The organism is Pseudomonas sp. MM211, from assembly GCF_020386635.1.
Classification (GTDB): Bacteria; Pseudomonadota; Gammaproteobacteria; order Pseudomonadales; family Pseudomonadaceae; genus Aquipseudomonas.
The window spans coordinates 545,281-568,746 of the sequence record NZ_CP081942.1 but is presented as its reverse complement, the minus strand read 5'-3'; the positions used below and the strand labels follow the sequence as shown (position 1 = coordinate 568,746).

Genomic DNA, 23,466 nt, shown 5'->3' with positions numbered 1-23,466 from the left:
GCATGAGCGAAACCCTCGATCTGAGCCTGGACGGTGTCGAACGCCGCTCCCTTGCCGACTTTACCGAGCAGGCTTATCTCAACTACTCGATGTACGTGATCATGGATCGCGCGCTGCCGCACATCGGCGACGGCCTCAAGCCCGTGCAGCGTCGTATCGTCTACGCCATGAGCGAGCTGGGCCTGGATGCCGATTCCAAGCACAAGAAGTCGGCGCGTACCGTCGGTGACGTGCTCGGCAAGTTCCACCCGCACGGCGACTCGGCCTGTTATGAAGCCATGGTGCTGATGGCGCAGCCGTTCAGCTACCGCTACACGCTGGTAGACGGCCAGGGCAACTGGGGCGCGCCGGACGATCCCAAGTCCTTCGCCGCCATGCGTTACACCGAGGCACGCCTGTCCCGCTATTCCGAAGTACTGCTGACCGAGCTCGGCCAGGGCACGGTGGATTGGGTGCCGAACTTCGATGGCACCCTGAACGAACCGGCGACGCTGCCGGCACGTCTGCCCAACCTGCTGCTCAACGGCACCACCGGGATCGCCGTGGGCATGGCCACCGATGTGCCGCCGCACAACCTGCGTGAGGTAGCGGCCGCTTGCGTACGCCTGCTCGACGAGCCCACCGCAACGGTGGAGCAGCTCTGCGAGCACGTGCTCGGCCCGGATTACCCGACCGAGGCGGAGATCATCACCCCGCGTGCCGACCTGCTGAAAATCTACCAAACCGGTCGCGGTTCGGTACGTATGCGCGCCGTGTACAGCGTCGAAGACGGCGACATTGTGGTCACCTCGCTGCCGCATCAGGTGTCCGGCGCCAAGGTGCTGGAACAGATCGCTGCGATGATGCAGGCCAAACCGTCAAAGGCGCCGCAGATCGCTGACCTGCGCGATGAGTCGGACCACGAGAATCCCTGCCGCATCGTGATCATCCCGGCCAGCAGCCGCGTCGATCACCACGCATTGATGCAGCATCTGTTCGCCAGCACCGATCTGGAGTCCAGCTACCGGGTCAACGCCAACGTCATCGGTCTCGACGGTAAACCGCAGGTCAAGGATCTGCGCACTCTGCTGGTCGAGTGGCTGCGCTACCGCGTTGGCACCGTGCGCCGCCGCCTGCAGTTCCGCCTGGATAAGGTCGAGCATCGTATGCATCTGCTGGAGGGCCGCTTGATCGCCTTCCTCAACCTCGATGAAGTGATTCACATCATTCGCACCGAGGATCAGCCCAAGCCGGTGCTGATGGAGCGCTTCGGCCTCACCGAGATACAGGCCGAGTACATTCTCGAAACCCGCCTGCGCCAACTCGCTCGCCTGGAAGAAATGCAGATCCGCGGTGAGCAGGATGCGTTGGCCAAGGAACGCGACAAGCTGCTGGCGCTGCTGGGCAGTGAAGCCAAGCTGAAGAAGCTGGTGCGCAAGGAAATCATCGAGGACGCCGAGAAGTACGGTGATGACCGCCGTTCGCCGATCGTCGAGCGTGCCGAGGCCAAAGCGCTGTCCGAACACGACTTGCTGCCGAACGAAAAGATCACCGTGGTGCTCTCGGAAAAAGGCTGGGTGCGCTCGGCCAAGGGTCACGAAATCGACGCCACCGGCCTCTCCTACAAGGCTGGTGACGGCTTCCAGACCGCCGCGCCGGGGCGTTCCAACCAGTATGCAGTGTTCATCGACTCCACCGGGCGTAGCTATTCGCTTGCCGCTCACACTCTGCCATCGGCTCGTGGCCAGGGCGAGCCGCTGACCGGTCGTCTGACGCCGCCACCGGGTGCCAGCTTCGAATGCGTGCTGCTGCCCGAGGATGAGGCGCTGTACGTGATCGCTTCGGATGCCGGCTACGGCTTCGTGGTCAAGGGTGAAGACCTGCAGGCCAAGAACAAGGCCGGCAAGGCCCTGCTCAGCCTGCCCAATGGCGCGCGGGTAGTGGCGCCAAGGCCGCTCACCAGTCGCGAGGAGGACTGGCTGGCCGCCGTGACCACCGAGGGTCGTCTGCTGCTGTTCAAGGTCGCCGACCTGCCGCAACTGAGCAAAGGCAAAGGCAACAAGATCATCGGTATCCCCGGTGAGCGCGTCGCCAGTCGCGAGGAGTACCTGACGGGCCTTGCTGTGCTTCCACAAGGCGCCACCCTTGTTTTGCAGGCTGGCAAGCGTACCCTGTCTCTAAAGGCTGACGACCTTGAACACTACAAGGGCGAACGTGGCCGACGCGGCAACAAATTGCCGCGTGGATTCCAGCGCGTCGATGGCTTACTGGTCGAGTAGGGGGCTACTGGCAAGTGGCCTCCTACTGGAGTTGCAGGCCGGTTTGACGGATGATACAGCCCCTTGTGGGCCTACCTGACGGTGGGCCCTATGCCATCTTTTCGGGTCAAAGCGCTCGGTGGCAGGCGCATTGCATATGGACAGGGATTATTTGACACCTCGCCGGCGTTTGCCGACGCGGTGATTTACCTATTTTTTGTTTTTGACCCTTTACCTGTAGCCATGGTCGCTGGCGACACTGCCAGCTGGAAGACATTGATGATTGTTAAGCGGCTTCCTCTTACGCTTCTTCTGGCCGGTCTGCTGACGCTGACCGGTTGTTCGCATTTCATGCCCGTCTCGCTTTACCAGCTCGACGGTGGCAGCAGTGCCGCCAAAACCGCTGACAAGGATGGCATGAGTGTATTGCTGGGCCCTATTACCGTTGCCGATTACTTGCAGCGTGAAGCGTTGCTGCAGCGCCAGGACGACGGCAGCCTGAGCGCGGCTGGGAATGCTCGCTGGGCTGGCAGCCTGGCCACCGATCTGGATCGTCAGGTGTTGCGCCAGCTGTCGGGCCGGATCAATAGCCAGCGCCTGGTACTTGCTTCGGACAACCCGGGCTTTAAGGCTCAGGTTCAGGTGCTGCTGTCTGTAACCCGCCTGGACTCCGGCCCGCGTCAGCCTGCGATACTTGAGGCGCAGTGGCGGCTGGTCGGTCGGGAAGGGCAATTGCTCGATACCCGTTTGGTGCACCTCGAAGAGAAGCACCAGGGCGCGGTAGCCGATCAGGTACGCGCGCAGAGCGCGGTGGTGCAGCAACTGGTCGAGCAATTGGCGAGCGCGGTGAAAAACCACGGTAATACGCCAATCGCTACCGAGGAGCCGCGCAAGAAGGCGCCGACCCCGGCGGCGCGGCAGGAGCCACCGAAAATGCCGGTGGCCGAGCCTATCCGCATCGACGCGGAAGTGTTCCGCTTCTGATCCTGGCGAATCAGGCTTTGTCTTTCAGTTCGACTCTCTGATAGCCCTCTAGCACCCCCGCTGTCCGTATCGCCTCGTCGAGGAATACGGTCACGGCGGGGTGTTTGCGCTCGCCCTTGCGGTAGGCGAGGAATATCTTGCGTTGAATGGCCGGTGCCAGGCGCACAGCGGTGACGTTTTCGAGCGGGCGCACCAGGCGCAGTCCTGAGACCACCGAAATCGAATTGCCGGACGCGACCATCGCCGCGACCATTTCGAACCCGGCGCAGTGCGCGTTGATACGCGGTGCAAAACCGGAGCGGCGGCACAGGTTGCCGATGAATTCGCCGAACGAGCTGTTGGTGGAGTCCAGCGCCCAGGCCTCGTCCTGCAGGTCGGCGATGGTCAGGGTGCTGCGCGATGCCAGCGCGTGGCTCGTCGGTAGCAGCACGTGCAGGCGATCTTCGGTCAGTGGGATCAGCTCGTAGTGTTCCTGGCGCGACTTGGCCGCGCCGGCCAGGTCGTCGATCACTGCCACATCGATCTGCCAGGCGCTCAGGGCGCTGAGACTTTCCTGCGGCTCCAGATCCGCCACCACCACGTCCAAACGCGGATAGGCCTGGCGCAGGTTGCGCACGATGGGCGCGACCAGCGCTACCGCGATCGAAGGAAATGCGGCCACGCGCAGTTCCCCGGCAATTTCGCTGCGCATCTGCGCCAGCTCCGAACGGGCCTCGTCGAGGATCACCAGAATCCGCTCGACGTGCGCCACCAGCCGGCTACCTGCCGGGGTCAGCACCACGCCGCGGCCACGGCGCTCGATCAATGCCACATCGGCCTCGCGCTCCAGTTGCGTGATCTGCTGGGAAACAGCCGAGGGTGTCAGGTGCAGAAACTCGGCGGTGGCTGCCATGGTGCCGCAGCGGGCCAGCTCGCGAAGGGTGCGTAAACGGATCAGATCCATGGGGGAAATTCTTTAGGTAAAATTTTCTAATCAATGGGGTAAGAATAAATCAGTATACATAATGAAAGTGGGGTCTTAGATTTTTCCCATCGGCGGGTGCATGACCGGGCACCTGTCTTCACCTCATAAAAGAAAAATACCGCCATGGCCGTTAGCGTATTCGATCTGTTCAAGGTGGGCATTGGCCCATCGAGCTCGCACACCGTCGGGCCGATGCGTGCCGCGGCCCTGTTCACTCATGCCCTGGAGAACCAGGGGCACATGCCCAACGTCGTGCGGGTGGTAGCAGAGCTCTATGGCTCGCTGGGCGCTACCGGCAAAGGCCATGGCAGTGACAAGGCGGTACTCCTCGGCTTGAGCGGCTATGAGCCGGATACTGTCGATGTCGAGCAGATTGCCGGCTATATCGAGGCCATTCGCAGTGAGAAGCGCATCACGCTGCCGGGCGGCCATTCGGTCGCCTTCAACGAAAAGACTGACCTGAAAATGATTCGCAAGGCCCTGCCAATGCATGCCAACGGCCTGCGTTTCGCTGCGTTCGATGCGGCAGGGCTGCAAATGCACGAGGCCACCTACTATTCGGTAGGCGGTGGTTTCGTGGTCAGCGAGGCCGTCCTCGCCGATGGCTCCAAGCACAAGGTCATCGCCCCGGATGCCACTGCTCTGCCACTCCCGTTTCTTAGCGGCGCCGACCTGCTGCGCCTGACCCGCGAGCACGGCATCGGTATCGCCGAGGTGATGCGCCGCAACGAGCGCCACTGGCGCACCGACGAAGAGATCGACAGCGGTCTGCTGTCGATCTGGCGCGTCATGCAAGCCTGCGTGGAGCGCGGCTGTCGCACCGAGGGCATCCTGCCGGGTGGCTTCAAGGTGCGCCGCCGCGCTGCCATCCTGGCGCGCAAGCTGGGCGGCTTCCAGCGCAGCTATACGGAAGACCCACTACGCATGCTCGACTGGGTCAACCTCTGGGCGCTGGCGGTGAACGAAGAAAATGCCGCTGGTGGCCGGGTTGTCACCGCACCCACCAACGGCGCGGCGGGCATCATCCCCGCGGTGTTGCATTACTACGCCAACGCCATTTCCGGCGCCAGCGAGCGCGGCATCATCGACTTCCTGCTGACCGCCGGCGCGATCGGCATCCTGTACAAGGAAAACGCCTCGATCAGCGGCGCCGAAGTGGGCTGCCAGGGGGAGGTCGGTGTGGCCTGCTCGATGGCCGCCGGCGCGCTGTGCGCGGTGCTGGGTGGCACGCCGGAGCAGGTCGAGAACGCCGCCGAAATCGGCATGGAACACCATCTGGGCCTGACCTGCGACCCGGTTGGCGGCCTGGTGCAGATTCCCTGCATCGAGCGCAACGCTATTGCCTCGGTGAAAGCCATCAATGCCGCGCGTATGGCGCTGTACGGCGACGGTTCGCACCATGTGAGCCTGGACAAGGTCATCAAGACCATGCGCGAAACCGGCGCCGACATGCTGACCAAATACAAGGAAACCGCTCGCGGCGGCCTTGCCGTGAACATCGTCGAGTGTTGATGCGCTCGTCTGCTCGATCCACGGGATGTGCGGCCTGACGGGCCGTCATCCTGTTTCCACCGTCCCACAACAATAACAAGCGAGACCTACCTGCATGACCATCCCAACCATCTAATTGGCGCTGATCCCGTTTCCCTCCCTTATAATCGCGTGATGTCTTGGGGTGACCTGCCCGGTTGGCGTGGCTCGTGCCCCTTCTGACCTGTCCTCCAATGCCATCAAGCCTAGAATTCTGGACAGCGTCTACTACATGAATACTCTTAAACGCATTGCCTCCGCCTATTCCAATACCAGCCTGGTGCTACGCATTTTCATCGGCCTGGTACTGGGCATTCTGCTCGCTTACTTCTCGCCGGCCACCGCACTCAAAGTCGGCCTGCTCGGTGAACTGTTCATCCTCGCCCTCAAGGCGGTTGCGCCGATACTCGTGCTGGTGCTGGTGATTTCTTCCCTGGCGGCCCATCAGAGTGGCCAACCCACGCACATTCGTCCGGTACTGATGATGTACCTGATCAGCACCTTCAGTGCCGCAGCCCTGGCGGTGTGCGCCAGCTTCCTGTTTCCCACCATGCTATCGCTGGACATCAGCTCGGCCGAGGGCAACCCGCCCGGCAGCATCATTGATGTCTTGCACAACCTGCTGACCAGTATCTTCGTCGGCCCGGTGCAGGCGCTGAATACCTCCAACTACATCGCCATCCTCGCCTGGGCCGTGGCGCTGGGCATCTTTCTGCGGCACGCCGCGCCCGGCACGCGCACCATGCTGCATGACGTTTCCAATGCCTTCACCCAGGTGGTGCGCTTCGTCATCAATCAGGCGCCGATCGGTATCTTCGGTCTGGTCGCCAGCACCCTGGCCGACTCCGGCTTCGAGGCGCTGTACGGCTATGCGCGCCTGCTGATGGTGATGGTCGGCTGCATGCTGGTCGTGACCCTGGTGATCAACCCGCTGCTCGCCTACATCAAGATGCGTCGCAACCCCTATCCGTTGCTGTTCACCGTCTTGCGCGAGAGCGCGGTAACGGCCTTCTTCACCCGCAGCTCGGCGGCCAACATTCCGGTCAACCTGCGTCTGTGCGAGAAGCTCAAGCTGGACAAGGACACCTACTCGATCACCATCCCGCTGGGCGCCACCATCAACATGGCCGGTGCGGCGATCACCATTTCCGTGATGGCCCTGGCGACCACCCACACCCTGGGCATCAACGTCGATCTGCCGACGGCGCTGCTGCTCTGCGTGGTGTCGTCCCTGGCAGCCGCGGGCGTTTCCGGGGTGGCTGGCGGCTCGCTGCTGCTGATTCCGATGGCCACCAGCCTGTTCGGCATCGACACCGAAATCGCCATGCAGGTGGTGGCCATCGGCTTCGTCATCGGCGTGGTGCAGGATTCCTTCGAGACGGCTCTGAACTCGCACACCGATGTGGTCTTCACGGCGGCGGTCTCTTACGCCGGTGAGGAGCGCGGTGCTGCCGACCAGGCCACCCGCATCGATACCCAGGCGTCTCGTAGCTGATGACCCCGGACTGAAAAAAAACGCGCCTTCTGGCGCGTTTTTTTATGGGCGAAGCCTGGCTCGGTGATTACACATACTGTGCAGCGGCATAACCCGAAGCCCAGGCCCACTGGAAGTTGAAACCGCCCAGATGGCCGGTGACATCCAGCACTTCACCGACGAAATACAGTCCTGGTGATTTCAGCGACTCCATCGTCTTCGACGACACTTCCTTGGTGTCGATACCGCCAAGCGTGACCTCGGCGGTGCGGTAACCCTCGGTGCCGGCGGGCACCAGCTGCCAGTCCGCCAGGCGCTCGGCGATGGCCTTGAGCTCGGCGGGGGTGTACTGCTTCATCGGCTTGGAGGCGAACCAGTGTTCGGCCAGCAGGCCGGCCATCTTCTTGGTGAAGAGTTCGCCCAGCAGGGTCTTCAGTTCGCTGTTTGGCCGCTCGCGTTGCTGTTCCAGCAGCCACTCCGGCAAATCGATGTGCGGCAGCAGGTCGATACTGATGCTGTCGCCCGGTTGCCAGTAAGACGATATCTGCAGGATTGCCGGGCCGCTGAGGCCGCGATGGGTGAACAGGATATTCTCCACGAAGCTCTGGCCGTTGCAGCTGACTCGGCAGTCTTCCACCGAGGTGCCGGACAGCTCCGTGCATAGGGTTTTCAGTTGTGGATCGGTCAGCGTGAACGGCACCAGGCCGGCGCGCGTCGGCAGCAGGGTGTGACCGAACTGGCGGGCGATCTGGTAGCCGAAGCCGGTGGCGCCGAGAGTCGGAATCGACAGGCCGCCGGTGGCAATCACCAGGGATTCACAGTTCACCGGGCCCAGGCTGGTGGTCAGACGGTAGCCGTTTTCGCCACGCTCGATGGTGCTTGCCGAGGTATCCAGACGCAGGTCGACGCCCGCCTGCTCGCACTCGTCCAGCAGCATGCCGAGGATGTCGCTGGACTTGTGGTCGCAGAACAGTTGGCCGAGTTTCTTCTCGTGGTAGGGCACGCCGTGCTTGGCCACCAGGGCGATGAAATCCCACTGGGTGAAGCGCGCCAGGGCGGACTTGCAGAAGTGCGGGTTGTGCGACAGGAAGTTGCCCGGCTCACAGTACAGGTTGGTGAAGTTGCAGCGCCCGCCGCCCGACATGAGGATCTTCTTGCCGGCCTTGTTGGCATGGTCGAGCAGCAGCACGCTGCGGCCACGCGCGGCGGCGCTCATGGCGCACATCAGCCCGGCGGCACCGGCACCGATGATGACAACCTGGGGTGAAAGCACGGCAATGTCCTCGCATACGCTAGGCGCCAGGCATTGCTGCGGGCTGACGCGAAACGGTGCAGTTTACCTGAAGGTGTGATTCAGCTGTGGGCGCTGGCGAGTGCGCTGCGCTGGTGGAGTTTTTTACGAACTGGTCATTGCTCCGGCTGGTCTAGCGTTTATGCTCAGATGTAAAAATAAGCTGGCCATTAGCCATTTTTCGGTGGCTGCTATTGTGATTACTCTGCCTGCTTCGCCCTGGTGGCATGTCCCCTTTTCGCTTTCCCGAGGCCAACGACTATTGAAGAGCTGGCGAGCGTACTTCTTGTCTCTGCTGTTGCTGCCCTGCGGTGCTGGTGCGGAGCACCTACGTCTAGTCGCTGATACCTGGCCGCCGTTCACCGACCAGCGGCTACCCGGCAATGGTGTTGCGACGGAGCTGGTGACGACCGCATTGAGCCGTGCTGGCTATACCAGCGAGTACCGTGAGGTGCCTTGGGAACGTGCCATCCAGGGGCTGCAGAGAGCTGACTACGATGTGCTGGTGAACGCTTGGCACAGTGACGAACGTGCCGAATTCGGCCATTTCTCCGAACCCTATCTGATCAATCGCATTCGCGTGGTGCAGCGTAAGGGCGATGACATCATCTTCACGCAACTGGCCGACCTGTACCCATACCGAATCGCTGTGCTGCGTGGCTATGCCTATTCCAAGGCATTCAATGCCGACAAGAACCTGCACAGAGTCGGTGTCAGCAGTTTTGAGAGTGCCGCGTACATGCTGCAGCGCGGCCGGGTGAGCCTGGCCCTGGAGGATGAGTACGTCGCTCGGTTTCAGTTCAGTCACCAGCTCAAGGGCATTGCCGATCAACTGGAGTTCTTGCCAATGCCCTTGAGTGAAAACGGCCTGCACATTCTCATCCGCCTCACCCATGGCAACCACGCCGAAATCGCCAGGCGCTTCGACGCCGCGATTGCGGCCATGCGCGCTGATGGCAGCTATGCGGCGATCATGCAGCGCCACGGCTTGTGAACCGCGAACGTCACTGCCAGAGCGTGCGTGCGCGACCTTGCCGCTTGGCCTGATAAAGCTGCTGGTCGGCGAGGTGCAGGAGGCTTTCCAGGTCATCCGGTGCGCCGTGGTAGACGCCCGCACTGAATGACAGTGGCGGCGCACCGATGGCGTACTTGAGCTGCCCGCATTGCTCACGCAGGCGGTCGAGGGCAAGACTCAACTGTTCGGCGTTCTGCTGGCTGACCATGGCGAACTCTTCACCACCCAGACGGCCGAGCAAGGTATCCGGAAACGCCGCACTCAAGGCCCGGGTAAAGGCGATCAACGCGGCATCTCCACTGGCATGACCATGCTCGTCGTTGATCTGCTTGAAGAAGTCCATGTCGAGCATCGCCACGCTCAGATCGTGACCACTGCGCTGGGCCTGCTGGAACTGCTGGATGCCCTGTTCGTAGAACGCCCGTCGATTGTTCAGTCCGGTCAGGGCATCGAACTGCGCGGCCTGCTTGAGCGCGCGCATCATATCGCGGCGTTCCAGGGTGGAGATCACCCGGCAGTTCAGCTCTTCCGGGCAGAACGGTTTGCGCAGGAAGTCGTCAGCGCCATGCTTGATGAACATGGCGCTGAGCGAGCCCTTGGTGTCGGCGGACAGGCCGAGGATGATCAGGTCGTGGCGTTTCATCTTCTGGCGCAGCAGCTTGACCAGCTCGAAGCCGCTGATGCCAGGCATGCTGTGATCGACCACCAGCAGGTCGATATCCGGTTGTTCCTTGAGGATGCGCAGGGCTTCGTCGCCGTCGCGGGCGTCGATGATCTGGTAGCGATGGGGCGCCAGCACGTGACGGATGAAGTGCCGCGTGGCCTCGGAGTCCTCGGCGACGAGAATCTTCACCTGGCTGTTGCTTTCCAGCCGGTGCAGCAGGCGGAAGGCGTACTCATAAGAGTGCTGGCTTTCCTTTAGCACGTAATCGACCACGCCTTTGAGCAGCAGGTCGTCGCGACGCTTTTCGTTGTACGAGCCGCTGAGCACGATGCACGGCAGGGCGTAGCGCATGACCAGATCGACGCTTTCGCCATCCGGCGCATCCGGCAGATGCAGGTCGACGATGGCGGCGAAGAACAGCTCCGCCGAGGTTTCCAGCATGACCTCGGCTTCAGCCAGAGAGGCGCAGAATACGGGTTGCAGATCCGTTTCCTGGCGAAACAGGTGTTCGAGGATTTTCAATACCAGCGGGCTGTCTTCAATGACCAGAATATTGCGCACGGAACCCCCTGTGGCGGATCTGCAGTTTCCTTGAGTCTACAACGTGCGCACGCGCAATGAGCGGCCTTTGATCTTGCCTTCGCTGAGGCACTTGAGTGCTTGCACGGCTAGGCTGCGCTCAACGGCTACATAGGCCTGGAAGTCGAAAATAGCGATCTTGCCGACCTGCGCGCCAGGGATGCCGCCCTCGCCAGTGAGCGCACCGAGAATATCGCCGGGGCGCAGTTTGTCTTTGCGCCCAGCGCTGATGCACAGCGTCATCATGAGCGGCTGCAGCGGCGCCCCTCCTTGGTGTTTCAGGCTGCTCAGCGGGTGCCAGTTGAGTGGCGACTTTTGCAGGGTTTCGATGGCTTGGGCACGATGACCTTCGGCCGGGGCAACCAGGCTCATGGCCAGGCCTTTCTCGCCTGCACGACCGGTGCGGCCAACGCGGTGAATGTGAATTTCCGAGTCGCGCGCCAATTCGACGTTGATCACCATGTCCAGAGCGTCGATGTCCAGGCCACGCGCCGCCACATCGGTGGCGACCAGTACCGATAGGCTGCGGTTGGCAAACGTCGCCAACACTTGATCGCGGTCGCGTTGTTCGAGGTCACCGTGCAGGGCAGCGGCCGAGATGCCTTTGGCGGTGAGGTGGTCGACTACTTCCTGGCATTGTTGCTTGGTGAAGCAGAAGGCCACGCAGGATGTCGGACGGTAGCTGTTGAGCAGCTTGACCACGGCATCCATGCGCTCTTCAGGAGTGATCTCATAGAAGCGCTGTTCGATCTGGCTGTCGTCGTGCAGGGCTTCGACCTTGACCTGCTGCGGGTTGCGCATGAAGGTCGCAGACAACTGCTTGATGCCCGCCGGGTAAGTGGCCGAGAACAGCAACGTCTGGCGGCGCTCCGGGGTCTGCCCGATGATCTCGGCGATGCTGTCGTAGAAGCCCATGTCGAGCATGCGATCAGCTTCGTCGAGCACCAGGGTATTGAGGCCGTCGAGTTTCAGCGTGCCTTTGGCCAGGTGCTGCTGCACACGACCGGGTGTGCCGACGATGATCTGCGCGCCGTGCTCCAGGGAGCCGATCTGCGGGCCGAAGGGCACGCCACCGCAGAGGGTGAGGATCTTGATGTTGTCTTCGCCCCGCGCCAGGCGGCGCAGTTCCTTGGCGACCTGATCGGCTAGCTCGCGGGTTGGGCACAGCACCAGTGCCTGGCAGCCGAAGTAGCGCGGGTTGAGCGGTGCCAGCAGGCCGATACCAAAGGCGGCGGTCTTGCCACTGCCGGTCTTGGCCTGGGCGATCAGATCCATGCCCTTGAGCATGACGGGCAGGCTCTGGGCCTGGATCGGCGTCATCTGCGCGTAACCGAGGGACTCGAGGTTCGCCAGCATGGCGGGCGACAGGGCAAGCGAGGAAAAAGCGGTGGCGGTCACGGTACAGAGCCTAGGGGGAGCGTTTAGAGGCGCCTAGTGTAGCAGGCGCCGTGCCCAGTTCCGTGGCGATCGCTGCGTTACTCGTCGACGTCCACCTCCACCCGCCGGGCGCTGCGCCCGTCTTCCGGCGACAGCTGCAGGAAGATTCCCGCCGCCAGTATCGACAGCAGGCCGACGCACAGGTACGTGGCCTGGAAGGCGCCTAGTACGCCATCCGCAGCACCCTGGCTATCCAGATTGAAGCCGCCAAGCAGTGCCGCGGCGGCGGCGATGCCCATACTCATCGACAGCTGCACCACCACGGACAACAGGCCGTTGCCGCTGCTGGCCTCGCTGTCTCGCAGGTCGATCAGGGTCACGGTGTTCATGGCAGTGAACTGCAGGGAGTTGATGGCGCCGATCAGGGTCAGCTGAATGGCCAACTGCACATGGGAGGTCTGCCCGTCGACCAGGGCCATGCTGGCGATCAGCAGACCGAGCAGCACGGTGTTGCTGGTCAGGATGCGGCGGTAGCCGAGGCGGTCGATCAACGGCTTGGCCAGCGGCTTCATGGCCATGGCGGCCAGGGCCAGGGGAATCATGCTCATGCCTGCCTGGGCCGGTGAATAACCCATGCCCAATTGCAGCAGCAGCGGTGTAAGGAAAGGCAGGGCGCCACTGCCCAGGCGCGCGAAGATATTGCCGAGAATGCCCACCGCGAAGCTGCGGGTCTGGAACAGGCTGGGCGGAAACAGCGCGTTGGGCGTGCGCCCGGCGCGTAGCCAATAGGCCGCCAGGCAGGCCAGGCCGGCCAGCAACAGCAGCATCACCCGCACATGGGGCAAGTGCAGCTCACCGAGGCCTTCGAGTGCCATGGTGATCAGCAGCATGGCCGCGCCGAAGAGCAGGAAACCGGCCAGATCGAAGCGCGTGCGTTCGGGGCCGCGCAAGTCCGGCATGAAACGAAAGGCGGCCCAGCAGCCAAGGGCGCCGACCGGCAGATTGATCAGGAAGATCCAGTGCCAGCTGGTGTACTCCACCAGCCAGCCGCCCAGCGTTGGGCCGATCAACGGCCCCAGCAGGCCGGGCAGGGTGATGAAGCTCATGATCCGCACCAATTCGGTACGCGGGTAGGCGCGCAGCACCACCAGGCGACCCACCGGCATCATCAACGCGCCGCCGAGGCCCTGGATGATGCGCGCGATCACCAGCATGTTCAGCGACTGTGAGACCGCGCACAGCAGCGAGCCGAGGCTGAACAGCAGGATGGCGCCAAAGAAGATATGCCGTGTACCGAAGCGATCCGCCAGCCAGCCGGAGGCGGGAATCAGCAGCGCCACGGTGAGCATGTAGGCGATGACCACCGACTGCATGCGCAGCGGGTCTTCGGAAAGATCGGCGGCCATGCTCGGCAGAGCGGTATTGAGGATGGTGCCGTCCAGCGTCTGCATGAAGAACGCGATGGCGACGATCCAGGGGAGCAGGCGGGCAGTGCGGGCATCGAGCAGGGTCATGGTGGTCTCACTACGGGGTGTCATACTCTATCCATGCCGGTCATCCAGGTACGGGTGCTAGGATGAACCGTGGCCAGTGTACTAGGGAGGGGTCATATGCGCTGTCTGTTGTTGCTCGCTCTGCTCTGGTCGGGCCTTTCGGCGGCTGCGTGGTTTTCTCAGCCCGTTGTCGTCGATGGTCAGTTGCAGGTCTATCAGCCGGCGAGCGCAGCCAGTGAGCCCTGGCGCATTTGCGTGCTGATCCCGAATGCCAAGGATCGTTACTGGTGGGGCGTGGCCTGGGGGTTGCAGCAGGAAGCTCAGCGTCTGGGAGTACGGCTTGGCATCTACGAGGCGGGTGGCTACGACCATCCCGAGGTTCAGGTCAGGCAGTTCGACCATTGTGTCAATAAAGGCGCCGATGGCTTCTTGATCGCCGGCATCAATCCTTCCGACCTGTGTTCGCGTATCGCGGTTCAGCAAAGCGCCGGGCGCCCGGTGATCGACATGGTCAATGGCCTGGGATGTGAAACGCTGAGCTCACGCTCGCGAGTCGACTTCGCCGATATGGCCAGCGCGACCTTGGCCTACCTGATCAAGCTCAGTAACGGTCGACCAATACGTGTCGGCTGGCTGCCGGGGCCTGCCGACGCCGGCTGGATAAAGGACGCCGAGCGGGGCCTTAACGAAGCCCTGCAAGGTACGGTGATCACCCTGGTGCACGGAGGCTACGGCCCGTTGGACCGCAGCCGCCAGGCGAAACTGGTGCGTGAACTGTTCAAGACAGAACCGCCGCTTGACTACCTGATCGGTAATGCCGAGGCGGCGTTGTTCGCGACCGAGCTGGCGTATAGCAGTGGTTCGTCGACCCAGATCCTGTCGGTCTACGCGACGGATCGCGTGCTGCAGCAAATCCGCAGCGGTCGGGTGCTGGCAGCACCGACTGACTCGCCGGTGATCCAGGCACGTATTGCGCTGGATCTCGCCGTGCGTGGCCTGCAAGGCGAAAGGCTTCCCAGGCTGATCAGCCCGCAGATCGAAGTCCTCGATGCTGCCGCGCTGGAGCGTTTCGACCTGCAACGGCTGGCGCCGCCTGCAAGGTACCGGATGACCAGCCAGGAACTGCCGAACTAGCCGGCCGAGCGCATCTCTTCGACTGCGCGCCGCGGGGTACCACGTACCGGCTTGCCATTGGCGGTGTAGTAGGGCGCAGTGCTGCGCGGCAGGGCCTGATCGCCGCGAATACGGTCGGCGATTTTCTCGGCGATCATGATGGTGGTGGCGTTGAGGTTGCCGGTGATGATCTCCGGCATGATCGACGCGTCCACCACGCGCAGCCCCTGCACGCCATGCACGCGGCCCTGGCCATCGACTACCGCCATGGCGTCTTCGCCCATCTTGCACGAGCAGGACGGATGGAAGGCCGTTTCTGCGTGTTCGCGGATGAAGGCGTCCAGTTCGGCATCACTCTGCACATGGGCGCCGGGGCTCAGTTCGCGGCCGCGATAAGCATCGAGAGCGGGCTGGTTGATGATCTCGCGAGTCAGGCGAATGCCGTCGCGGAACTCCTGCCAGTCCTGCTCATGGGACATGTAGTTGAACAAGATGCTCGGGTGCTGGCGTGGATCCTTCGACTTGACCTGCACGCGGCCGCGACTTGGTGAGCGCATCGAGCCTACGTGGGCCTGGAAGCCATGCTCCTTCACCGCATTACTGCCGTTGTAATTGATCGCCACCGGCAGGAAGTGGTACTGAAGGTTCGGCCACTCGAACTCTTCCCGCGAGCGAATGAAACCACCCGCTTCGAACTGATTGCTGGCGCCGATACCGTCGCCGGCCAGCAACCACTTGGCGCCGATACCCGGCTGATTGAGCATCTTCAGGGCCGGGTACAGCGACACCGGCTGGGTGCAGGCGTACTGCACGTACACCTCCAGGTGATCCTGCAGGTTGGCGCCCACGCCGGGCAGATCGTGCACCACATCGATATCCAGGCTGCGCAGCAGCTCACCAGGGCCGACGCCGGAGCGCTGCAGGATTTGCGGCGATGCGATGGCTCCTGCGCAAAGCAGTACTTCGCGGCGTGCCGTGGCGATGATCGGCGTATTGCCGTTGCCCTGCAGGTAGGCAACGCCGTTGGCGCGCTTGCCGTCGAACAGGATGCGGTCGGTGGTCGCGTGGGTTGCGATGGTCAGGTTGGTGCGCTCGCGGGCCTGATCCAGATAGCCACGTGCCGTGCTGGCGCGACGGCCTTCCGGGGTCACGGTGCGATCCATCGGGCCGAAGCCTTCCTGCTGGTAACCGTTGAGGTCATCGGTACGCGGGTAGCCAGCCTGCACACCGGCCTCGACCATGGCGTGGAACAGTGGGTTGTTGTCGGCCTTGGGCGTGGTCACGCTGACCGGGCCGCTGTCGCCGTGATAATCGTTGGCACCGATGTCGCGGGTTTCCGCCTTGCGGAAATACGGCAGGCAGTCCAGATAACTCCAGTCTTCGAGACCGGGCTGCTTGGCCCAGTTATCGAAGTCCATGGCGTTGCCGCGGATGTAGCACATGCCGTTGATCAGCGATGAACCACCCAGGCCCTTGCCGCGCCCGCATTCCATACGGCGGTTGTCCATGTACGGCTCGGGATCGGTTTCGTAGGCCCAGTTATAGCGGCGGCCCTGTAGGGGAAAGGCCAGGGCGGCAGGCATCTGGGTGCGGAAGTCGAGGCGATAATCCGGGCCGCCGGCTTCCAGCAGCAGCACGCTGACGCTGGCGTCTTCGGTCAGGCGGGTCGCCAGTACGTTACCGGCCGAGCCGGCGCCGATGAGGATGTAATCGAATTCTTGGGACATGGTGGCCTCCTGGTAGGTGGCTGAGCCTTGGGCCAAGCGGATCGCAGGCCCGTGTCCGGCTCATGCAACAGGTTTGCAGCGCTGCCGGGACGCCGGTTGGCGCCGCCTGGCAAACGCAGTCAGAACACTGAGGCGTAATCGCCCAGCTCGACCTGCACGGATTTGATTCGGGTGTAATGGGCCAGCGTGGTCAGGCCGTTCTCGCGGCCGACGCCGGATTGCTTGTAGCCGCCCACCGGCATTTCGGCAGCTGATTCGCCCCAGGTGTTGATCCAGCAGATGCCTGCTTCCAGCTTGTGGATAACCCGGTGCGCACGATTCAGGTCGCGGGTGACGATGCCGGCGGCCAGGCCGTAGTCGGTATCGTTGGCGCGGCGGATGACTTCCTCTTCGCTGTCGTAGATGAGGATGCTCATCACCGGGCCGAAGATTTCCTCGCGCACGATGGTCATGTCGTCACGGCAATCGGTGAACACCGTGGGTGCCACGTAGGCGCCATTGGCATATTCACCCGTGGTCACCCGCTCGCCGCCGATCAGCAGGCGGGCGCCTTGCTGGCGGCCTGACTCGATGTAGCCGAGCACGCGCTCCATGTGGGCGAAGCTGACCAGCGGGCCGAAGTTGGTGTTGTCATCCTGCGGGCTACCCAGGCGGATGCGCTTGACCCGCTCCAGTACCTTGCTCTCGAAGCGTGCCTGCAGCGCGCGGGGTACGAACACCCGGGTGCCGTTGGTGCACACCTGGCCGGAACTGTAGAAGTTGGCCATCAGCGCGATGTCGGCGGCGCGATCCAGATCCGCATCTTCGAAAATGATCAGTGGCGACTTGCCGCCCAGCTCCATGGTCACTTCCTTGAGCGACGAGCTGGAGGCACTGGCCATGACCTTCTTGCCGGTGACCGTGCCGCCGGTGAAGGAAATCTTCTCGATGCGCGGGTGTTCGGTGAGCCACTGACCCACTTCGCTGCCGCTGCCGGTCAGCACGTTGAACACGCCATCGGGCAGACCAGCCTCGCTGTAGATTTCCGCCAGCTTGAGGGTGGTCAGCGAAGTGACTTCGCTGGGCTTGAATATCATCGCGTTGCCAGCGGCCAGGGCCGGAGCGGATTTCCACAGGGCGATCTGGATCGGGTAGTTCCACGCACCGATACCGGCGACCACGCCCAGCGGCTCGCGGCGGGTATAGACGAAGCTGGTGTCGCGCAGCGGGATTTGTTCACCCTCGATGGCTGGGATCAGGCCGGCGTAATATTCGAGCACATCGGCACCGGTAACGATATCGACGTAGCGGGTTTCACTCAGCGGTTTACCGGTGTCGAGGGTTTCCAGCTCGGCCAGCTCATCGTTGCGCTCACGGAGGATGTCGACGGCACGACGCAGGATGCGTGAACGCTGCATGGCGGTCATCGCCGCCCAGACTTTCTGGCCCTGCTCGGCACTGACGACGGCACGTTCGACGTCGTCCTGGCTGGCGCGCGCGATGTTGGCCAGCACCTCGCCATTGGCCGGGTTGATGCTTTGCAACGTGGCGCCGCTGCTTGAGTCGACGTACTGGCCGCCTATGTAGAGCTTCTGGTCTTCGAATCGAGCCATGGGGCGTTCTCCTGATCGGGCCAGGCGCTGTTCGTGCCCTGGCGGATGGATCGGCGTGAACGAGATGAAAAGACATGTCAGCCGATTTGGTTAAAAAACAGCCTACTTTATTTTTATTGATCGATCAATCAATAAAAATCCTGCGGGCGACGAGAAACCAGCCGAATACGACGAGTCGGCGCTTTTTCAGGAGGGATCATTCGCTGCATCTCTGATGCGCAGGCCGAAGACTATGCCTGCTATCGAGGGCCGCCGTAGGAGCCGGCTTGCCGGCGATAGCAGTGGCAAGATTGACGCATGGGTTGCGGCTGCAACCGTTTCGCTGGCAAGCCAGCTTCTACCAGGAAGGTGCCTGTCTGCGGTAACGGCTGGGTGGTCAATGGCTACCGCGTAGGAGCCCGCTTGCGGGCGATCAGCTGGGGCTGGCGTCGGCCTTGGCCAATTGCAGGTCTAGGTAGTCATAGGCGATCTGCGCCGCCTGGCGGGTATCGAAGCCTTCCCCGGACAGCGCGCCGCGCAGCCACAGGCCGTCGATCAGTGCGGCCATGCCACGGGCTGCGGCGCGGGCCTGAGGTTGCGGCAGCACGCGGCGGAACTGGCCGCACAGGTTGGAGTACAGGCGCTGGTCGTTGACCCGCTGCAGGCGCCGCAGGGAAGGTTGATGCATGCTGCTGGCCCAGAACGCCAGCCAGGTCTTCATCGCCGGGCCGCTGACCTGCGTCTCGTCGAAGTTGCCGTCGATGATCGCGCGCAGGCGCGCCTGTGGGGTGTCTTCGCGCAGCAGCCGATAGCGCGCGTGGACGGCTTCGCTGAGCGCCTGCATCAGGTGACGCATGGTCGCTTCCAGCAAACCGTTCTTGTCCTGGAAGTAGTGGCTGATGATGCCGTTCGACACACCTGCCAGGCGTGCGATGTAGGCAATGCTGGCATCGCTCATGCCAACCTGGTCGACGGCTTCGAGGGTTGCCGCAATAAGCTGCGAGCGGCGGATCGGTTGCATTCCGACCTTGGGCATCGGTGTCTCCGGCGGGGGCTGTGCGCCGAGTCTAACAGAGCCCATCGGGTTGGCGCCGTGGGCAACAGGCGCGGCAGACGATCAGGCGATCAGCCGGTAGCCGACTCCCGCCTCGGTGACGATCAACTGCGGCGCTGCCGAATCGTCCCCGAGCTTCTGCCGCAAATGGGCGATGACGATGCGCAAGTAGTGGCTGTGCTCGATGTGGGTCAGACCCAGATATCGCGCAACAGTTGCTGCTGGGTGACCACCATGCCCGGATGCCGGGCCAGGGTTTCGAGCACGGCGTATTCCTTGCGGGTCAGGCTGATTTCCTGCTCGGCCAGGGTAACCCGGCGAAACGCGAAGTCGACCCGCAGCCCGCCGCTGACCAGCGCCGCCGCGGGCTTTTCGCTGGCGGGGCGGGTGCGCAGCAGGGCGCGCACACGGGCGAGGAATTCCTGCACGCCGAAAGGCTTGCTGACGTAATCGTTGGCACCGCTATCCAGGGCCTGCACCTTGTCCTTTTCTCCGGCTCGTACCGAGAGCACCAGCACCGGTACGCTCGACCATTCGCGCAGCCGCGTCAGCACTTCCTGGCCGTCCATGTCGGGCAGGCCGAGGTCGAGTACCACGAGATCTGGTTGTTCCAGCGCCGCCAGACGCAGGGCGGCTTCCCCGCAGTCGGCCTCCAGTACCTGGTAGCCATGGGCCTGCAGGCCGATACGCAGGAATTTGCGAATCGCCGCCTCGTCGTCGACCAGCAGAATGCGTGCTTCAGTCATGGTTGCTGCCCTCATCGGGCCGTTGCAGTGGAAGTTGCAGAATCATGGTCGTGCCCTTGCCCGGCGTTGAATCAACCCTCGCGGTGCCCCCGTGGGCGTTGAGCATGCCCAGGCAGATCGCCAGGCCCAGGCCGGTGCCCTGGCCGCCGCGATCGCCACGGGCGGCGGTGTAGAACAGGTCGAATATGTGCGCCTGCTCGTCAGCTGGAATGCCTGGGCCCTGATCGCTGATGGTGAAGTACAGGTGTTCGCCGTCATGGCTGGCTTTGATGTCGATAGTCCCGTTCAGCGGTGAGAAGCGTGCCGCGTTATCCAGCACGTTGACCAGTGCCTGCTCGATCAATGCGCCCTGCACCCGTAGCAACGGCATGTCGGTGGGCACTTCGAGTCGCACGTGCAGGCTTTGCAACACCGGCTGCAGGCGCTGCACGGCGGCGGCGAGCAGGTCGCCTGCGGCCACCCAGTCGCATTCCAGGTGCAGGCCGCCGTGGCCGAGACGGGTCATGTCCAGCAGGTTCTGGATATAGCGATCCAGGCGCGAGGCTTCGCTAGCCGTGCTTTGCAGCAGGTCGTCGCGGGTTGCCTTGTCCAGGCTGTCGATGAACAGCTGCAGGGTTTCGATATTGCCGCGCATGGCGGTCAGCGGCGTGCGCAGATCATGGGACACCGAGGCGAGCAGGGCGCTGCGCAACCGCTCGGTTTCATGCTGCAGGCGCGTGTGCCCCAGGGTTTCGACAAGCTGCACGCGAGCCAGGGCGTGGGCCAGCAGCGGCAGCAGTACGCCGATCAACTGGCGTTGCTCGCCTGCCGGAGGGTCGCCCTGCACGGTGCGCATGCCCAGCAGCGCCAGGGGCTGGTCGCCGTCCATCAACGGCCACCACCACCAGTGCGGATGAGTCAGGCTGTGGCTGTCGTAACCGCGCGGGTGGCGGTTATGCCAGGCATGTTCGGCGCTGATGCGCTCCAGCTCACTGAGTTGCAATGGGCTGCCATCGGCCTGCTGCCACTGGTCTTGCGCGTCGCGGCTGAGCAGGCATAAGCGCTCGGCCGGCAAGTCCAGCTGGCTGTGCATGGCAGCGAGCAGGTCGCGCTGATCCTGGGCGCTGGACAGTCGTTCGGCGAAGGTCAGCAGGCTTTCGGTCTGCCGCTGGGCCACTTGCAGGTCACGAAACTGCTGGCGCTGGCGGGCGGCCAGGTTGCCGGTCAGCAAGGCGATCAACAGGAAGAACATCAGCGTGAGCACGTCCTGTTCACGGTGCACGACCACCGACCAGGTGGGCGGCAGAAAGAAAAAACCGTAAGCGGCGAATGACAGCAGCGCGCACAGCAACGCCGGGCCGACGCTGCTGCGGACCGCCACCAGGAGCACCACGGCGAGGAACACCAGGGAGATATTCGGCAGATCCAGCCAGCGTGAAACGGCCAAGGCCAGCAGCGAGCCCGACAAGGCCGCGAGGATGGCCAGCAGGTAATCGCTCGGTGGCGCGAGCGGTCGGCTGGTGAGGCGGTCGGCTGCGGAGGGCATGGTGGTTTTCCGGTGCATGGCGTGGACAGATCATGGCGCCGTGCAAGGTTGGCGTAAAGAAGCGTGGCGCCGCGTAAAAATGCCGTAAAAGTCAGCGGTGCAAGGCTGATCAGCGCGCAAACGCGGCGTATACCTGGGGCATCGTCATTCAAGGGATACCTCACAACGTGAGCACCACCACTCGCACCTCACCCATCGCGCTGCTGATCGGCGCCGTCGGTATCGTCTATGGCGATATCGGCACCAGCCCGCTGTACGCGCTCAAGGAAATTTTCTCACCGCACTACGGCGTCGGCCTGTCTCAGGCCAGCGTGCTGGGCATCCTGTCGCTGATCTTCTGGTCGCTGACGCTGGTGGTCACGGTCAAATACGTGATGTTCATCCTGCGCGCCGACAACGGCGGCGAGGGCGGCATTATGGCCCTTACCGCCTTGGCCCAGCGCGCGGCGGCCAGCTACCCGCGGCTGCGCACGGTACTGATCATGCTCGGCCTGTTCGGCGCCGCGCTGTTTTACGGCGACAGCATGCTCACGCCAGCTGTTTCGGTGCTCTCCGCTGTGGAAGGTGTCGGCCTGGTGGTCGACGGTATCGACCACTGGGTGGTGCCCGTGGCGCTGCTGATTCTGGTGCCGCTGTTCCTGTTGCAGCGCCACGGTACGGCGCGCATCGGCTATCTGTTCGGGCCGGTAATGGTGATCTGGTTCGTGGTGCTCGGTGCGCTGGGCGTGCATGGCATCGTGCAGCGGCCGGAAGTGCTGCTGGCGCTTAACCCCTATTGGGCGCTGGAGTTCTTTATCGTCAATCCGCTGCTCGGGGTGACGGTGATGGGCGCGGTGGTGCTGACCATCACGGGCGCCGAAGCGCTGTACGCGGGCCTCGGCCACTTCGGTCGCCGACCCATCGTGCATGCCTGGCTGTTCCTGGCCTTCCCCGGCTTGATCCTCAACTATTTTGGCCAGGGCGCAGTGCTGCTCAGCGACCCCGATGCAGTGCGCAACCCCTTCTATCTGCTGGCGCCGTCCTGGGCGCTGATCCCGTTGATCGGCCTGTCGACCCTGGCCACCATCATCGCTTCCCAGGCAGTGATCACCGGCGCCTTCTCGGTCACTCGCCAGGCGATCCAGCTCGGCTACGTGCCGCGCATGCAGATCCTGCACACCTCCAGCGCCGAGCAGGGGCAGATCTACATCCCGCTGATCAACGGCTTCCTGCTGATCGGCGTGGTGTTGCTGGTGATCGGCTTCCAGTCGTCCAGCGGCCTGGCCGGCGCTTATGGGGTGGCGGTGACGGGCACCATGCTGTGCACCACGTTGCTGGTGTCGGCAGTGATCCTGCTGCTGTGGCGCTGGCCGAAGATGCTGGCCGTGCCGCTGTTGGCTGTTTTTCTGCTGGTCGACGGGGTGTTCTTCGCCGCCAACGTGCCGAAAATCCTCGGCGGCGGTGCGGTGCCGATGATCGTCGGCATCCTGCTGTTCGGCCTGATGACCACCTGGAAACGTGGCCGCCAACTGGTGCTCGAACGCCTCGACGAACATGCGCTGGTGCTGCGCGATTTCATCGCCAGCATTGCCCTGCAGCCGCCCCATCGAGTCGCCGGCACGGCTGTGTTCCTGACCAGCCGGGTGGATGTGGTGCCCCACGCGCTGTTGCACAACCTGCTGCACAACCAGGTGCTGCACGAGCGGGTGATGCTGCTCACCGTGCTCTACGAGGATCGCCCGCGGGTGCCGTTGGCCGAGCGCTTCGAACTCGATGCCTATGACCAGGGTTTCTACCGTGTGCGCCTGCGCTTCGGCTTCCTCGAGGCGCCGGACATTCCCCAGGCATTGGCGCAGCTGAGCGAGAAGGGGCTGGATTGTCCGCCAATGCGCACGACCTACTTCCTCAGCCGGGAGACGGTGATTCCTTCCGAGCGAATCGGCATGGCGATGTGGCGCGAGCGGCTGTTCGCCGTGTTGCAGAAGAACGCCGGCAGCTCCCTGGGCTTCTTCCGCCTGCCGGTGAATCGGGTGATCGAGCTGGGTACGCAGGTGGAAATTTAGACTGTGAAGTGGCGGAAGCGGACGGTGAGCAGAGCTTTTGTGGGAGAGGCTTTAGCCTCGATTTTGCCTAGCTAGGCGTA

16 protein-coding genes and 1 pseudogene are annotated in these 23,466 nt (G+C 63.2%); 7 read left to right on the top strand and 10 right to left on the bottom strand.

Going from position 1 to position 23,466, the window contains the following annotated elements; all coding sequences use genetic code 11:
* Window positions 1-2 precede the first annotated feature (2 nt).
* Window positions 3-2,258, top strand: coding sequence for a DNA topoisomerase IV subunit A (gene parC, locus K5Q02_RS02530; RefSeq protein ID WP_225836055.1), 2,256 nt, complete (start codon window positions 3-5; stop codon window positions 2,256-2,258).
* A gap of 258 nt (window positions 2,259-2,516) precedes the next feature.
* Entirely contained in the window at window positions 2,517-3,221 is a 705-nt protein-coding gene (locus tag K5Q02_RS02525) for a PqiC family protein (RefSeq protein ID WP_225836046.1), read from the top strand.
* A gap of 10 nt (window positions 3,222-3,231) precedes the next feature.
* On the opposite strand, the gene K5Q02_RS02520 is transcribed toward K5Q02_RS02525, so the two are convergent.
* The gene (locus tag K5Q02_RS02520) at window positions 3,232-4,164 is read right to left on the bottom strand and encodes a LysR family transcriptional regulator (protein ID WP_225836045.1); all 933 of its coding nucleotides are present in this window, start codon (window positions 4,162-4,164) and stop codon (window positions 3,232-3,234) included.
* A 144-nt stretch (window positions 4,165-4,308) separates the two neighbouring features.
* Between K5Q02_RS02520 and K5Q02_RS02515 the strand changes: the two genes are divergently transcribed.
* Both K5Q02_RS02515 and sstT read left to right on the top strand, forming a co-directional pair.
* Complete coding sequence (locus K5Q02_RS02515) at window positions 4,309-5,697, top strand: L-serine ammonia-lyase (RefSeq protein WP_225836042.1); 1,389 nt, start codon at window positions 4,309-4,311, stop codon at window positions 5,695-5,697.
* A gap of 250 nt (window positions 5,698-5,947) precedes the next feature.
* On the top strand, window positions 5,948-7,210 hold the full coding sequence (gene sstT / locus K5Q02_RS02510; protein ID WP_225836041.1) for a serine/threonine transporter SstT: 1,263 nt from the start codon (window positions 5,948-5,950) through the stop codon (window positions 7,208-7,210).
* Between the two features lie 67 nt (window positions 7,211-7,277).
* Here sstT and K5Q02_RS02505 read toward each other — a convergent pair whose 3' ends face one another.
* Window positions 7,278-8,414 (bottom strand): NAD(P)/FAD-dependent oxidoreductase, encoded by a 1,137-nt coding sequence (locus K5Q02_RS02505; RefSeq protein ID WP_442964035.1) that lies wholly within the window; start codon window positions 8,412-8,414, stop codon window positions 7,278-7,280.
* A 352-nt stretch (window positions 8,415-8,766) separates the two neighbouring features.
* Between K5Q02_RS02505 and K5Q02_RS02500 the strand changes: the two genes are divergently transcribed.
* The gene (locus tag K5Q02_RS02500) at window positions 8,767-9,474 is read left to right on the top strand and encodes a substrate-binding periplasmic protein (protein WP_442963954.1); all 708 of its coding nucleotides are present in this window, start codon (window positions 8,767-8,769) and stop codon (window positions 9,472-9,474) included.
* A gap of 10 nt (window positions 9,475-9,484) precedes the next feature.
* Here the strand turns inward: K5Q02_RS02500 and K5Q02_RS02495 are convergent, their stop codons facing one another.
* From K5Q02_RS02495 to mdtD, 3 genes are all read right to left on the bottom strand, one after another.
* Window positions 9,485-10,720 (bottom strand): diguanylate cyclase domain-containing protein, encoded by a 1,236-nt coding sequence (locus K5Q02_RS02495; RefSeq protein WP_225836034.1) that lies wholly within the window; start codon window positions 10,718-10,720, stop codon window positions 9,485-9,487.
* 36 nt (window positions 10,721-10,756) lie between these two features.
* A complete protein-coding gene (dbpA, locus tag K5Q02_RS02490; protein WP_225836023.1) occupies window positions 10,757-12,136 on the bottom strand; it encodes an ATP-dependent RNA helicase DbpA in 1,380 nt (459 codons plus the stop codon).
* A 77-nt stretch (window positions 12,137-12,213) separates the two neighbouring features.
* Window positions 12,214-13,629: a multidrug transporter subunit MdtD gene (gene mdtD, locus K5Q02_RS02485; protein WP_225839953.1), complete on the bottom strand. Its 1,416-nt coding sequence runs from the start codon at window positions 13,627-13,629 to the stop codon at window positions 12,214-12,216.
* 96 nt (window positions 13,630-13,725) lie between these two features.
* Between mdtD and torT the strand changes: the two genes are divergently transcribed.
* Window positions 13,726-14,742, top strand: coding sequence for a TMAO reductase system periplasmic protein TorT (gene torT / locus K5Q02_RS02480; protein WP_225836021.1), 1,017 nt, complete (start codon window positions 13,726-13,728; stop codon window positions 14,740-14,742).
* Here torT and betA read toward each other — a convergent pair.
* The 5 genes and pseudogenes from betA to K5Q02_RS02455 form a co-directional block, all read right to left on the bottom strand.
* On the bottom strand, window positions 14,739-16,448 hold the full coding sequence (gene betA, locus K5Q02_RS02475; RefSeq protein WP_225836019.1) for a choline dehydrogenase: 1,710 nt from the start codon (window positions 16,446-16,448) through the stop codon (window positions 14,739-14,741). The two genes, torT and betA, sit on opposite strands and share 4 nt — an antisense overlap.
* 119 nt (window positions 16,449-16,567) lie before the next feature.
* Complete coding sequence (gene betB, locus K5Q02_RS02470) at window positions 16,568-18,040, bottom strand: betaine-aldehyde dehydrogenase (RefSeq protein WP_225836017.1); 1,473 nt, start codon at window positions 18,038-18,040, stop codon at window positions 16,568-16,570.
* A 412-nt stretch (window positions 18,041-18,452) separates the two neighbouring features.
* Complete coding sequence (gene betI / locus K5Q02_RS02465; RefSeq protein ID WP_225836015.1) at window positions 18,453-19,055, bottom strand: transcriptional regulator BetI; 603 nt, start codon at window positions 19,053-19,055, stop codon at window positions 18,453-18,455.
* 81 nt (window positions 19,056-19,136) lie between these two features.
* Window positions 19,137-19,819 (bottom strand): annotated as a pseudogene (locus K5Q02_RS02460) (response regulator).
* Window positions 19,812-21,344 (bottom strand): sensor histidine kinase, encoded by a 1,533-nt coding sequence (locus K5Q02_RS02455; RefSeq protein ID WP_225836012.1) that lies wholly within the window; start codon window positions 21,342-21,344, stop codon window positions 19,812-19,814. The pseudogene K5Q02_RS02460 and the gene K5Q02_RS02455 overlap by 8 nt, the downstream one beginning before the upstream one ends.
* Before the next feature lie 167 nt (window positions 21,345-21,511).
* Here K5Q02_RS02455 and K5Q02_RS02450 point away from each other — a divergent pair, with 167 nt between their 5' ends.
* Entirely contained in the window at window positions 21,512-23,386 is a 1,875-nt protein-coding gene (locus K5Q02_RS02450; protein WP_225836009.1) for a potassium transporter Kup, read from the top strand.
* The last annotated feature ends 80 nt before the right edge of the window (window positions 23,387-23,466 follow it).